12 protein-coding genes are annotated in these 13,540 nt (G+C 46.1%); 3 read left to right on the forward strand and 9 right to left on the reverse strand.

Annotated features, from left to right (window positions below; translation table 11 throughout):
• Positions 1 to 95 precede the first annotated feature (95 nt).
• Entirely contained in the window at positions 96 to 953 is an 858-nt protein-coding gene (gene panC, locus C7475_RS01390) for a pantoate--beta-alanine ligase (protein WP_110050251.1), read from the reverse strand.
• A gap of 109 nt (positions 954 to 1,062) precedes the next feature.
• Between panC and C7475_RS01395 the strand changes: the two genes are divergently transcribed.
• The 3 genes from C7475_RS01395 (at position 1,063) to C7475_RS01405 (ending at position 4,089) form a co-directional block, all read left to right on the forward strand.
• Positions 1,063 to 1,881, forward strand: a complete 819-nt coding sequence (locus tag C7475_RS01395; RefSeq protein ID WP_110050253.1) for a glycogen/starch synthase — start codon at positions 1,063 to 1,065, stop codon at positions 1,879 to 1,881.
• Positions 1,882 to 2,060: 179 nt separating this feature from the next.
• A complete protein-coding gene (metK, locus tag C7475_RS01400; RefSeq protein WP_110050255.1) occupies positions 2,061 to 3,314 on the forward strand; it encodes a methionine adenosyltransferase in 1,254 nt (417 codons plus the stop codon).
• Positions 3,315 to 3,648: 334 nt separating this feature from the next.
• Positions 3,649 to 4,089 carry a nucleoside deaminase gene (locus tag C7475_RS01405; protein WP_110050257.1) on the forward strand — a complete coding sequence of 147 codons (441 nt, stop codon included), beginning with the start codon at positions 3,649 to 3,651 and terminating at the stop codon, positions 4,087 to 4,089.
• Between the two features lie 62 nt (positions 4,090 to 4,151).
• Here C7475_RS01405 and C7475_RS01410 read toward each other — a convergent pair whose 3' ends face one another.
• The 8 genes from C7475_RS01410 to C7475_RS01445 form a co-directional block, all read right to left on the reverse strand.
• Positions 4,152 to 5,852, reverse strand: coding sequence for a GMC oxidoreductase (locus C7475_RS01410; protein ID WP_199236157.1), 1,701 nt, complete (start codon positions 5,850 to 5,852; stop codon positions 4,152 to 4,154).
• A gap of 70 nt (positions 5,853 to 5,922) precedes the next feature.
• Positions 5,923 to 6,498, reverse strand: coding sequence for a gluconate 2-dehydrogenase subunit 3 family protein (locus C7475_RS01415; protein ID WP_158286382.1), 576 nt, complete (start codon positions 6,496 to 6,498; stop codon positions 5,923 to 5,925).
• Entirely contained in the window at positions 6,495 to 7,277 is a 783-nt protein-coding gene (locus C7475_RS01420) for a hypothetical protein (RefSeq protein ID WP_146217434.1), read from the reverse strand. Before C7475_RS01420 ends, C7475_RS01415 begins: the two co-directional genes overlap by 4 nt.
• 3 nt (positions 7,278 to 7,280) lie before the next feature.
• Complete coding sequence (locus C7475_RS01425) at positions 7,281 to 8,444, reverse strand: acyltransferase (protein WP_110050267.1); 1,164 nt, start codon at positions 8,442 to 8,444, stop codon at positions 7,281 to 7,283.
• A complete protein-coding gene (locus C7475_RS01430) occupies positions 8,444 to 10,123 on the reverse strand; it encodes a hypothetical protein (protein ID WP_146217435.1) in 1,680 nt (559 codons plus the stop codon). Before C7475_RS01430 ends, C7475_RS01425 begins: the two co-directional genes overlap by 1 nt.
• A gap of 15 nt (positions 10,124 to 10,138) precedes the next feature.
• A complete protein-coding gene (locus tag C7475_RS01435; RefSeq protein WP_110050272.1) occupies positions 10,139 to 10,867 on the reverse strand; it encodes a TolC family protein in 729 nt (242 codons plus the stop codon).
• Between the two features lie 6 nt (positions 10,868 to 10,873).
• Positions 10,874 to 12,316 carry an O-antigen ligase gene (locus tag C7475_RS01440; RefSeq protein WP_110050274.1) on the reverse strand — a complete coding sequence of 481 codons (1,443 nt, stop codon included), beginning with the start codon at positions 12,314 to 12,316 and terminating at the stop codon, positions 10,874 to 10,876.
• Positions 12,317 to 12,447: 131 nt separating this feature from the next.
• Positions 12,448 to 13,539, reverse strand: coding sequence for an acyltransferase (locus tag C7475_RS01445; RefSeq protein ID WP_110050276.1), 1,092 nt, complete (start codon positions 13,537 to 13,539; stop codon positions 12,448 to 12,450).
• Between the last annotated feature and the right edge of the window lies 1 nt (position 13,540).

Consider the following 13,540-nt stretch of genomic DNA (forward strand, 5'->3'; position numbering starts at 1 on the left):
TATGGCAAAATTAGGGAAAAAATATAATACAGTGTTCCGGCGCAATTAGCGTGCTCCGCTGGTAAGTGGCTGTCTGCCGTAATACTTCAGGCAGATCAGTTAACCCGCATGTTGTCTATCAGCCTGACATTACTGCTGATCTCCCTGGCGGCGACCACGGCGAAAAGCGGCTCTTTACCCGGAGTAGCGGGGAAGTCTACATTTCCGTCAGGCAATATAGAAACCATGTCCAGGTAATCTACATCGAACCCCTTGCCTTTCAGCTCATTAATGGCATCGCCTGTTATTTCTTTCAGCGAACCTTTTGTCAGATTGTCTTTTATATAATATAATGCCCGGGAAATATGAAGTGCGTTCTGTCTTTCTGTGGGATTAAGGCGCAGGTTACGGCTGCTCATCGCTAAACCGTCCTGTTCGCGCAGGGTAGGACAGATAACGAGTTCAACGCCCAAATTCAGTATCTTTATCAAGCGATTGATAATCAGGCACTGCTGGAAATCCTTTTGTCCCATGAAGAGTTTATCGGGTCGCACGAGGTTTAATAGCTTATGTACTACCTGGCCTACGCCCTGGAAGTGACCGGGACGGTGTGCGCCCTCAAGTACGGTTTCCAGCGGACCAAAGTCATAGTGCATTTCAGGAGCCAGGCCATTAGGGTACATTTCCTGTACAGATGGCAGGAATAGTACATCCGTTCCGGTGGCAGTCAGCTGAAGGATGTCCTGATCGATGGTAATAGGGTATTTCTCAAAATCTGCCGGATCATTAAACTGAGTTGGATTGACAAATATGCTGCATACGACAAGGTCCGTGTTTTCTTTTGCAGCCGAAATAAGGGACAGATGGCCCTGATGTAATGCGCCCATAGTAGGCACAAAACCAATACGTTTACCCTCTTTCCGTGCTATTGATAAATGCCTTTCGAGATCGTCTTTCCGCTTGAACAGATACATAATTTATTGCTTAAAAGGATGTTAAAAGTGCCAATTTGTCTTTTCTTCCGTTAAAAATCCGTAATTTTGCAAACCAAATTTAAAATTACTGCATTAATATCAGCATTAGATGTCCACAAAGAAACGAATTCTTTTTATTGCTCAGGAAATGTCGCCTTATCTGGAACTAACAGAGTATGCGAACATGGTCAATAAAATGGCAATTAAGTCCAATGAGTCCGGGCTGGAAGTGCGGGTGATCATGCCCCGGTTTGGCATTATCAACGAGAGAAGGCACCGGTTACACGAGGTGGTAAGACTGTCTGGCATTAACATTGTAATAGAAGGTGACGATTATCCGTTGATTATCAAGGTGGCATCATTGCCAAACGCCCGTTTGCAGGTTTACTTCCTGGACAATGAAGATTACTTCAAGCGTAAGACTTTGTTCACGGACGAAAACGAGCAGTTCTATGACGATAATGCAGCCCGTGCGGTATTCTTCTGTAAAGGAGCATTGGAAACAGTAAAGAAGTTTGGCTGGCCGCCTGACATTATTCACTGTAGTGGATGGATGACTTCACTGATTCCTTTATATCTGAAGACTGCTTACAAGAAAGAACCGGTATTTGCCCATTCCAAAGTGGTTTATTCCATGGAGCCAAACTCTTTTAAAGAGAAACTCGGCGCCGGCTTTGTGAAGAAAGCAACCATCAGTACCCAGATCAAAGAAAAAGATCTGGAACTATACAAAGAGGGTACTAATAGTGCCCTGAACAGAGGAGCCGGTAAATATGCCGACGCTGTGATACTGGCCGGTGAAAAGACAGAAAAGAAAGTAGTGGATGAGCTCAAGGCGGAAAAAGGCAAGATCATTCTCCCTTACAAAAAGGAAAATGAAGATCTGGCAGATTATCTGCAGTTGTACAACCAGCTACTTGGAAAATAATTTTTCCTTCAGAAAAAGCCCCGTTCCAAACGGGGCTTTTTTTATTCTCTGAAAAGCTCATTCTCAAACTATTTTCCTATTTTTGCCGCGGTTTACCATGAGGCATACCACCAAAATGCAAAAAGTTGGTAAATTGTACTAAATCAATACTTATCTAAAAGCCGAAATTCAATTATTTTATGCCTTATTTATTTACCTCAGAATCAGTTTCCGAAGGCCATCCGGATAAAGTGGCCGATCAGATTTCCGATGCGCTGATTGATCATTTCCTTGCTTATGATACTACATCAAAGGTGGCATGTGAAACGCTGGTAACAACCGGTCAGGTGGTATTGGCTGGTGAAGTAAAGTCTGAAGCTTACCTGGATGTGCAGGAAATTGCTCGCGAGGTAATCCGTAAGATAGGCTATACAAAGAGCGAATACATGTTCGAGGCTAACTCCTGCGGTATCTTCTCTGCGATCCACGAACAATCTCCTGATATCAACCAGGGTGTTGAGCGTAAGAACCCTGAAGAACAGGGCGCCGGCGACCAGGGTATGATGTTCGGTTACGCTACCCGTGAAACTGAAAACTATATGCCGCTGGCACTGGACCTCGCTCACAAACTGCTGATCGAGCTGGCTGCTATCCGCCGCGAAAATAAAGAGATCTCTTACCTGCGTCCTGACGCTAAGTCACAGGTAACGATTGAATATTCTGACGATAACAGACCTGTTCGTATTGACACTATCGTTATCTCTACACAGCATGATGATTTCGACAGTGAGGAGAAAATGCTGGGTAAGATCAAAGAGGACATGATCAAGATTCTGATCCCGCGTGTGAAGGCACAGCTGAAACCTGAGTTACAGTCACTGTTCAATGACCAGATCACCTACCATATCAACCCGACCGGTAAATTTGTGATCGGTGGTCCTCATGGTGATACCGGCTTAACAGGCCGTAAGATCATCGTTGATACTTATGGTGGTAAAGGCGCTCACGGTGGTGGTGCATTCTCCGGTAAAGATCCTTCTAAAGTAGACCGTTCTGCAGCTTATGCTACCCGTCACATTGCTAAGAACCTGGTAGCTGCCGGTCTTTGCGATGAAGCACTGGTACAGGTATCTTACGCAATCGGTGTAGCCAAACCTTGTGGCCTGTTCATCGACACCCGCGGTACTGCTAAAGTTAAACTGACCGATGGTGAGATTGCAAAGAAAGTGGAACAGATCTTCGACCTGCGTCCTTACGCTATCGAACAACGTCTGAAACTGCGTAACCCTATCTATAGCGATACTGCTGCTTATGGCCACATGGGCCGCGACAGCAAAGTAGTTACCAAAGTGTTCAACAAGGGTAAAAAGAACGAGAAGAAAGTGGAAGTGGAATTGTTTACCTGGGAGAAACTGGACTACGTTGAAAAAGTAAAATCAGCATTCGGATTGTAATCACATCCGCTGTAAATAATTAAAAGGACCGTCTCATGAATAATGAGGCGGTTTTTTTTGTTATATCTGGTATCTGGGCATATGAGTTGCATACAGATACCGCTTATATACCGCTTAGATACCGCTCATCCTACGTTGATCTTACGTTCATGAACGTAGGATTAACGTAGGATGAGCGGTATCTAAGCGGTATATAAGCGGGTATTGATAGTTTACTGACTTGCATACATCTTGCATGTATGGACCTCAAAGGCCGGTGCGTTGTCAGCGAACCGAATTATTAAGTATCTTAGAATCAGTAAAATATCCCCGGTTCTCCTAAACACTATCTCAGATGACGAATAATTTTATGTCAGTTGCCATATACGAAGCATTAATGGGTCTTGAAGAAGGCGGAATCCCTATCGGGTCTGTCCTGGTCCACAATGGCAATATCATCGGGCGTGGACATAACCAAAGAGTGCAGAAAGGCAGTGTAATCCTCCATGGGGAAATGGATGCACTCGAAAATGTCGGCCGGCTTTCAGCTGAAGTCTATAAGGAGTGTACCCTGTATACAACGTTGTCTCCCTGTCATATGTGTACCGGCGCAATATTGCTATATGGCATACAAAAGGTCGTCATCGGAGAGAACAAGACATTCATGGGAGCAGAAGATCTGTTGAAAGCGTACAATCTCGAAGTGATCGTGGAAAACAATGAGCAATGCATTGAGATCATGCAACAGTTCATTCAACAACATCCGGAGCTTTGGAATGAAGATATTGGCAAATAAAAAAGAAAACCGCCCCATTGCGGGACGGCTTCTTTGCTTGTGGGCGGTTTATCAATAAAAGCTCAAAGGTTCCCTTTCTTCAGTTCTCCGACAGCGAAATCGCAAGCCCTCGCTGTTAGCGCCATATATGTCAGCGACGGGTTCTGACAGGCTGACGATGTCATAGAACTACCGTCAGTAATAAATACGTTCTTCACTTCATGCAGCTGATTATTACCATTCAGTACAGAAGTTTTAGGATCACTTCCCATACGGGCAGTTCCCATTTCATGCACACATTCTCCTCCGACATAATTATAGTCAAAGCCCGATACGTTTGAGAAACCGCTTTTCTCCAGCATCTCTGCGGCGCTATGCTGCATATCCTTGCGCATGGTCTTTTCATTATCACGGATCGAGAATGCCACTTTAGCCAATGGCAGTCCCCATTTATCTTTTTGCGTTGGATCCAGCGTTACCCTGTTATCGGCATAGGGAAGGGTCTCTCCCCATGCACCCAGCCAGAATGCCCATTTGCCGGGACGCAACAGTTTTTCTTTGAATGATTTACCAAAGCCGTCTTCTGTTAACCCGGTATACATCCAACCTTCACGTTCGGCGTATCCCTGATAGCCGAAGCCACGGACATAATCTTGCCTGGAAGCAGCATCGCCCAGGTTCCGGAAGCGGGGAATATATATCCCTGTAGGCCTTCTGCCTTCATAGTACCAGTCTTCCATGCCATGATAATCGCCCATAGCGCCTACCTTAAAATGATGGTCCATGAGATGTCTTCCAACGAGGTCGTTCGAGTTACCTAATCCCTGAGGAAAAGCGTCCGAAGTGGAGTGGAGTAATACAAAAGCAGAACCGATGGTAGAAGCGTTCAGGAAAACGATCTTCGCATAGAAGTCGGTCACTTCATGTGTTTCCGCATCAATTACACGAACACCGGTGGCCTTTCCTTTCTCTTTGTCATACAGGATCTCTGATACGATGGAGAAAGGCCGTAGTGTCATATTTCCGGTTGCAGCAGCAGCCGGCAGTGTAGCGGCGTTACTGCTGAAATAACCGCCATACGGGCATCCGCGGCTACAGAGATTACGGTACTGACAGGGTGTACGTCCACGCCAGCCGCGTGTCAGATTAGCAACCCTGCCTATGGTAACACATCGTCCGTCAAAGCGTTGCTTCACCTGTTCACGGAAATGTTTTTCCAATATGTTCATTTCCATAGGAGGGAGAAACTCTCCATCAGGTAATTGTGGGAGTCCTTCCGGTTGTCCGCTGATACCTGCAAACTGTTCAACATAGCTGTACCAGGGCGCCAGGTCTTTATAACGGATAGGCCAGTCCACACCGTGACCATCTTTTCCGTTGGCCTCAAAATCGAGATCACTGAGGCGGTAACTCTGACGTCCCCACGTAAGGGAACGACCGCCTACCTGGTATCCTCTGACCCAGTGGAAGGGTTTTTCCTGAATATATGGATGCTCTTTATCCCGTACAAAGAAATGCTTATTACCTTCATTGTATTCAGCACTCTGGACAGGATCTTCTGCAAAGTCCTTTTCTGTGTTTAATCCGCCATGAGCGAATTCCCAGGGTGTTTTAAGCGTGGTAACATAGTCTTTGACATGCTCCACGTTACGCCCTCTTTCCAATACCAATGTCTTCAGTCCCTTTTCGCACAATTCTTTGGCTGCCCAGCCGCCGCTGATGCCAGAGCCGATAACAATGGCATCATAAGTGCGTTGCTGAGCACTTTTTATGTTCAGATTCATGATTTTCTACAAGGATTACTGGTTAGGCTGCAAACCCTCCGGCGGCAGCGCTGTAATGACCTGTCTTAAGTTATTCTGTTGCCCAGGCCTTCTGCCCGGGTTTCAATCTTACAGCACCCGCGTAATGTCCCGGAACATAGTCAAAGGCAAGACCGCGCGTAGCGCCTTCCATGGATGTACAGTAACCAATTACGGTATACTTTTTCATGATCACAAAGAAGGAATCTCCCAGAACTTTGTGAGAGATCTTTCCGGCGATGCCTTTATAAGGGCGGTCCCGCCTTTCGAAGTGGCCGGCAATAGCCTCACGCTGTTCAATGGTACAGCGTACGAAGGAACGGCCATAATGTTGGCTGGCATAGGCTTCGACTTCGTCAAGTCCCATAATGAAACGGTTCTGTTCCTTTTTAGGGGTACAGTCCTCGATCATCCTGATAATAAACGGGCTGACACCTGCTGCTTTAGCACCAGGTGTATCTGTAGCAGGTATGATGGTTTCCGCAAGCTCGGTGATCAGCGCCTGGTGAGCCTTTAGCTTTTCCAGTTCAGGCGTGCTGTAAAGCCTGCGCAGCCTGATGCCCGACCAGGCTGCCGCACCGGCGCCGGCCAGCAGGAACAAGCTGCCGATAGCTTTTCTCCGGTTCATTTTTTTCTTTTGTATTGAAGCATCCATTCATAAATGCTCAGATTGTCTGTACTGTCCCTGTAGGCAGGGTCGTAGAACTCATGCCAGCCGGTATGTGCTTTCCCGTGTTTTGTGAGCTTTACAAGCCCTTTCTGATAGTGATTGGTACTATCTATGCAGCGGAGGCTGTTCTCAAGGAATTGAGGCTCTGCAGTGCCGGCAAAGTACCATGCATGAACGCCTGCATCGGTCACCAGTTTAAACCGGCCGTAATTTTCCGGGTACATGGGCGCTGGCGACATAGGAACAGTAGCTGCGATACGGGAGGTAAGATGTTTACTGTCGGTCATCGACATCAGCGTACACCATCCGCCTGCACTGTAACCTGTCAGATAGATACGTGAAGAATCCACAGGATATTTCTTCAGGATATCATTCAGGATAAATTCGAGCTGTGGCGGATTAATACCCCAGCTTTCCGCCAGGGGAGCTAACACCATAAACTTGTAGAGTTTACCATCAGCCTTGTTGATGGCCTCGATCTTCCGGCCTTCTTTGATCTGACGGGGAATGCCTTCCCTGTATAATTTTGAGATGTCGTGACCGGCGATGCTTTTGCCGTGAAAACAAACGATCAAGGGAAACTTTTCTTTAGGACTGCCTTGCGGCACGTGTAGTAAAGCTGGAACCTTGTGCCATTCATCGGTCGGGACAATTATTTGCCTGAAGCCTCCAATGAAACCTGGAGCGCCTGCCATTGCCGGGATAGTCAGCAAGGCAAGTAATAATACTTTTTTCATCATTTAGTTTTTTGTGCTGAGTGTAGTGGCTTTTTTGACCGGTGTGTTGCCGGTCGTGAACTTATCTTTAAGTTGAATAAATCGTTGTTCAATAAAATTAAAGCTGAGTAGTGCGAAAACATATACTACCGGAACATCTATCAGGAATAACCAGTATTTGTTGCTTTCGCTGACGGTGATCCATCTTTCTACCAGCTGCGTTTGTATGATCCAATGCAAAATGTACATACCGTAAGAAACCTTGCCGATAGCTACCAGGACATTGTTCTCCAGCATTTTCTTTACGAAATTACCCGGTACGCTGCTGTAAGAAGATACTAGCAAGAGCAGTAGTGAGGCAGTGAACAGGTTGAGCACCGTGTAATACCATACATGCTGATAACTGTTCACATCTCCAAAGTTGTACCCCATGGAAGTAGGCAGCGAATGACCATGACTTTCAAAAAAGTAATTGACAATACCAGCGCCGAAAGCCAGTATACAACCCAGCGCGAACAACCACTCCGGACGTTTGATGCGGTCTTTCAACCCCAGTAAAGGGATGGCTGTTCCCGTAAAGAAAGCGTCCAGATGACTGAGCGGGAACCAATAGATCACATCAAACACCTCGAATGACGTTTTACCGTTTTGCGCCAGGTAATTACCGAAAGACCAGCGGAAAAGAGGGCCGGCTATCAGTACTGCCACCAGTAAGCCGCGAAGCGAACGCCTGGAAAGCAGGAAAATAATGAAGGGGAAGAACAGGTAAAACTGTTCCTCGACACAGAGCGACCAGAAATGCGTGTATACAGGGCTTTCATGCCACGAATTAGCGATCCTGGTGAGGTTAAAGGTATAGGAGTATAAATAGGGCAGATCCCTGAAATAACCCGGTGGAAATGCCGTAAATAAACATATGACTACAAACACGGTGAGGTAAATGTAGTAGAGCGGAAAGATGCGCAGGCTTCTTCTGATCCAGAATTTCTTAAGGCGTTCCTTCAGCGGGGATGGCTTTTCCTTTTCTTTCAGCAATATGCTGCTGATCAGAAAACCGGAGAGTACAAAGAAAAGCTGTACACCCATCCAGCCAAATCGGATGATGCCGAAATGAAATGCCATTACCAGCAATATTGCAATGGCGCGTACGCCATCCAGGCTCTTTATATAGTTGGGCTGTGTTTGCATTACAGATGAATGGGATAATAAGTGACCACTACTCCCGGCGGCAACAATGGTTTGTATGCCGTCAGTTTATTATAGAGGGTTGTCGCCTCCGCGGGGTCCACCGCATAAAAGAACACTTCATCACCACCACAGATCACATTGTTGGAGATCTTCCAGGATGCGACTTTCTTCCATTGCTGCAGCAGCGTGCTGTCAAACCATGTATCATACACCACTGCGATCTTTACATTTTCCTGACCCGTGAACTTTTGCAGGAACTGGGGCGAGTACTGTCCATGCAGCTTTCCCGCCGCCACAGTATTATTGCCTAGTCCCCACAGGTCTAGTATCCTGTTGTCAGATAAGTAACTGATCGCGCCTACATCATTTGCCGCCACTGCTGTATGCTGGTAACCGGTTTGCAGGAAGCGGCCCATCTGGTATTGTTGCTCGTAAATGTTACGCGCGGCGCCTGGCAGGTTGTGAAATGCGCCCAATGCCCTCAATGGTAATGGCGCAAACACAAAGAGCAACAGGAAGGCCGCTGCACATTTTTCCAGCAGGGAATAGTGTCGTCTACTCGCTACCAGCTGATGAAAATAGTAATACAGGAGTATTGCTATAACCGCTGTATCGAGCGCCAGCAGATAGGCTTCATACCTGAACAGCCATCCGACTGCGGCCAGCGCCATATGCAGGAAGGTGTTGATCAGCGGTATACATGCAAGCTGTTTTACTTTACTGATAGTATTGACATTATCATTGCCCGGCCTCAATAATATGATCAGCGTAGGAATGATCAGCAGCAACCTCACCACGGTAGTACCGGAAAGAGAAGAAGACCCCTCCGGATAATATTTGTTGGTGAAGATGTTGACCATTGTATTGTTGCCGTATAACAACTTATAGACGACAATTTCCTGTAGGCTGCTCATGAGTTGTGACGGTCCACCCGCCAGTTTGCTTGCTTTCAGCAATACCGAGTTGGGCAGGAAATAACCGCCATGTTGTACGGATATACATCCGAATATGATCAGAGGTACGAGCGACAATACCAGCAACACACCTGTTTGCGCCCATCGCCTGTTATAGATTCCTGCCACTACAACGCCCGCCAGCAGGAATAATGATTCGAAACGGGCCAGGATAGCCAGTCCGGACACCAGCGATAGTAGTAAGACCTGGTTGCGGGTGGTATTGTCCGGCGTCAGAAAAGAGACAGACAAATATAACATCCACATGGCCAGGAAAGCATGCAGCATATGCTCCATACCACTTGCTACCATCACCGGTACCGGCACCAGTATGACAAGTGAAAGCAACGTAATACACCTGATGGAAGCGGGCAGACTGAAACGCTGTAAGAGTTTATCAGTCATCACTACCAACAGGAATGCAAAGCACACATTGATGTAAAAGGGCATCCATATCGTGTTGATGCCCGCTTTGAGGAATGTGGCCAGTATAAGAGTATACAAAGGGGAGGAGCTGGCTGCGCTGAATTCCTGCGCATTGATACCCCATACACCATGCATTGCGAAGTTCTTCGCAATGGACAGGTGAATGAAGGTATCATCCAGTGGGTAACAGAAATAGCCACCCGTCTGCGACAGTATCTGCCGGCAGGCTATGACCAGCAATACTGTCAGTAGCAGTAAGGTGGCCATAACCGGGTAGTTCCTTTGAAAGTAATATCTCATTATCCGGTGATTACACTATTTGTTAAAGGTGCGCGCCTGTGATTGCAGTACAGCTTCTTCAAAGCTGATACCAATCAATTTCTCCAGTTCGATCTTCGCTTGTCTGATATCCCTTTCCAGCATCACCTTTCTCACCATTTCCTCATTATAGCTTCTGTAGGCGATATTCAGGGTTTCTACAGACACTTCTTTGTCGCCGCTGGAGAATTTCTCTTCTGTCTGTTTGTAATGGTTGTAAACGTCTTCCAGCAACGGCACTTCCAGTTCCATCATCTTTTTATTGGCAGCATACAGCTCGTAGGCATTCAGTACGTCTGCCTTCAGTTTCCGCTGTTCATCCTCCTTCATATTAATGATCACTTTCTTCTCCGTTTTGGCAATCTTCACATCGTTGGGGATAGAAATGAAACTACCAAGAGGTACTGTCAGTGAAAAGTTGTACCTGGGAAAGAAGGTCGCGTTGTTACTGTTGTTTTTTAAAGTGTATTCGTTCAGGTTACCTGACGCCTGGAACATGTTAGCCCATCCGGCCATAGCTTTGTTCGTCTGATACCTGGCAATTTTTGCCTTGTTGTCGTACACCTTTAATGAGGGGTTTTGCATAGCAAGTTCTACCAATACTGCTTTCAGCTGTGTTACTTCGGGTGAATCGGTGAGAGGGATATAAAGGCTCGTCTCTTTCTTCTGTGCTTGCGCAAGCAGACAACCGATCAGGCCAATAATGAGGAAAAGTCCCTTTTTCATACTTTGTTATTTAGATGTTGAAAGATTATACCGTGTTCTGATTGTGATGCCTAAAAGAGCGTTCAGGAAAATAGATGATTCCACAAGCCCTGCCGCCTCCTGCGCATATTGCGCTACCAGTATTGCATACATTACAGCTGCGATGCCTATCAGCAGCAGCTTATGCAGTTCGTCTTCTTCGCTGAAATAGTTCTTTACAGCGTAATGAATACCCATATAAGTGTATATGCATACGATGATCAATCCTATCCACCCCAGTTCCAGCACAGCACGCAGGTAGCCGCTATCGGGCTGCAACCCGGCAAGCCGGTGACCGGGATTGTAGGTCACACCGTCATTTCCCACCGTCATTACGCCACCGCCGATAGGATGGGTGTACATGTAGGGTTGTATGCCATGTCTGTTTACGTCGCGCAGACTGAGAGACTCATCCTGACTACCCATAAAGGCTGTACGGAAGCGGATGATGGTCGGGCTGCTGTAAAAAGGACCGAACAGGATAGCCAGCATACCGAAGGTGAAAAGAGCAGCGGCGATCAGCGTGTTCCTGTTATGCAGGTTTACCAGGAAGAATAATAACAATCCTACAGGTAGCATCACATAAGCGGTACGGGTACCTGAGAAACCGAGCGCCAGCAAATGGACCACTATGATAAAAAGCAGCAATAATTTCTTTGGGAAACTCACCACTTTCTGACTGGCGGTGAGCAATACGGTAGCAATGATCGCACCGCAAGCCATTAATACGCCAAATGCCGCAGGATCGGCCATAAACGAGAAGATCCTCGCACGGCCCTGTATCATTACTGTCTTGAACTTGTCAGGGTTCATAGCAATATATGCCCTTTCAAAGGGCAGTAGCCCAACCGCCTGTTGCAAACAACCATACAGCGCTGCGGCAGTTGAAAGTATCAGCCAGAACCTGAAGAATTTATATATCTCCGTCCAGCTGCTCATCACCTTGATAGTAATAAACAGGAAAATAAAGTTGCGGATGTATACCCTGATAAATATGAACCATCCCTGGATGGAAAACATATTAGGGTTAAAGAACTGTATCAGCAGGTAGGCTGTGTACAGGTACAAGATCAATAATAGTGGGTCCTTGTAATAGTTTACATTTGACCTCTCCTTGCTTTTCTTATCAAAGATGGCGCCCGCAAGCATGAGTACCAGGAAGAGGTCCATCACAACACCGACAGGAATTGTAGTTTTAGCCATCCTTTCGGGTACATGCACGCACATAGACACCGCGATATAGATATAATAGCCGGTACGGAAGTTTATTGCGCTGATCACGGCCAGCGCAAGTCCAATGATGCCGCCAAACACTACCATACTGAACTTGGCGTCTAAAGACGATACGTAGGCAATAGCAGGTACCGCTATCACCCAAAGCAGGATGAACAGGAATATTACGATGTTTCTCTTAGCCTGTTGACTGTACATAATAATCTGAATACTTTAAAAAAACATGATCTTCATAAACAATAAAATCATTGTCAGTGCTACAAAAAGAAGCAGCATAGTCTGATGAAATGATTTACTGATACCAGGTGTATATTTCTTTTTTACAGGCATTACACATGTGTTTTTTGAGTGGCCATCTCCGGTTGCTGTGGATTATAGGGTTTTGCCTTAAAGGGTCCCATAAACAAAAAACCGAGCCTCAGTCGCATACATATCCTGTAAACGATGATGGAAAAGAAGATGGCGATAAAGATCAGCAGCAGTAACAACGCTACTAAATATTGTTTCATCATAGTGGTGAGCAGGAAATACCTAATCGCCGCTACAATAGGTACATGCAATAGATAGATGTACAAAGAATAATGCCCGAACGTTCTCAGAAAAGGAAGTGCATTGTGTTTCGAGAGCTGGAAAGCGAGCATTATAGTAAACAGACTGCCCACCAGGGCGATGCCTGCATACAGGAAAAGGTTCATCTGCTGATGATACAGAAAATAGTACTGGCATAATGCAAACACAGGCAACAGCAGGAGTAATGCATATGCGGAGGAAAGCTTATCCTGTACTTTCTCTGAAAAGAAATAGCCTGCAGTCAGATTGCCGATGCAGAAAAAAATGTAGTGTAGCGCAATATCATACAGTGTACTGATACTGTTCACAAGAGGGGCTATTGCAAGCAAAGCCAGGGACACAAGCACCTGGGCAAATTTGTCGTACCGGAAAAGTTTTGCTATCAGCAGATACAGTAAGGTGACATTAAACAATGCAAATAAATACCATAACTGGTCAAGATGGCGGGGTTGTATCAGGATGTTCAGATAATCGGCGCCAGTGCGGCGGGCGTTAACAACTGAAGAAAAAATGATTTGCAGGGAGATCTGAATGAACGCCCATAACACGTAGGGATACAACAATGTATTAACACGGGTAACAAAAAAGCCCATTTCTCCCTTCCGGGCTATGCTTCTTTCGAAGAACAACCCGGACAGGAGGAAGAACAGGGGCATACGGAAGCTGTAGAACATGTTATTGCCGTCAATGATCCATTGGCTGACAACCATGCCGCTGCTTTTTAATCCGTATACCACATGTCTGTATACGACCAGAATGATAGCTATGCCTTTTGCATAGTCTATCCATCCCAGCCGGTTGGCTTGTGGCGGTTTGAAGTCAAATAATTCTTTAAATGTAAAGTCTGGCATT

Origin of the sequence: Chitinophaga sp. S165, from assembly GCF_003182155.1 — a bacterium.
GTDB lineage: Bacteria > Bacteroidota > Bacteroidia > Chitinophagales > Chitinophagaceae > Chitinophaga.

What these genes read in the sequence shown, in the direction of transcription:
- panC (WP_110050251.1), bottom strand. Translation starts at nt 953, where the DNA reads ATGTATCTGTTCAAGCGGAAAGACGATCTCGAAAGGCATTTATCAATA.
- C7475_RS01395 (WP_110050253.1), top strand. Translation starts at nt 1,063, where the DNA reads ATGTCCACAAAGAAACGAATTCTTTTTATTGCTCAGGAAATGTCGCCT.
- metK (WP_110050255.1), top strand. Translation starts at nt 2,061, where the DNA reads ATGCCTTATTTATTTACCTCAGAATCAGTTTCCGAAGGCCATCCGGAT.
- C7475_RS01405 (WP_110050257.1), top strand. Translation starts at nt 3,649, where the DNA reads ATGACGAATAATTTTATGTCAGTTGCCATATACGAAGCATTAATGGGT.
- C7475_RS01410 (WP_199236157.1), bottom strand. Translation starts at nt 5,852, where the DNA reads ATGAATCTGAACATAAAAAGTGCTCAGCAACGCACTTATGATGCCATT.
- C7475_RS01415 (WP_158286382.1), bottom strand. Translation starts at nt 6,498, where the DNA reads ATGAACCGGAGAAAAGCTATCGGCAGCTTGTTCCTGCTGGCCGGCGCC.
- C7475_RS01420 (WP_146217434.1), bottom strand. Translation starts at nt 7,277, where the DNA reads ATGAAAAAAGTATTATTACTTGCCTTGCTGACTATCCCGGCAATGGCA.
- C7475_RS01425 (WP_110050267.1), bottom strand. Translation starts at nt 8,444, where the DNA reads ATGCAAACACAGCCCAACTATATAAAGAGCCTGGATGGCGTACGCGCC.
- C7475_RS01430 (WP_146217435.1), bottom strand. Translation starts at nt 10,123, where the DNA reads ATGAGATATTACTTTCAAAGGAACTACCCGGTTATGGCCACCTTACTG.
- C7475_RS01435 (WP_110050272.1), bottom strand. Translation starts at nt 10,867, where the DNA reads ATGAAAAAGGGACTTTTCCTCATTATTGGCCTGATCGGTTGTCTGCTT.
- C7475_RS01440 (WP_110050274.1), bottom strand. Translation starts at nt 12,316, where the DNA reads ATGTACAGTCAACAGGCTAAGAGAAACATCGTAATATTCCTGTTCATC.
- C7475_RS01445 (WP_110050276.1), bottom strand. Translation starts at nt 13,539, where the DNA reads ATGCCAGACTTTACATTTAAAGAATTATTTGACTTCAAACCGCCACAA.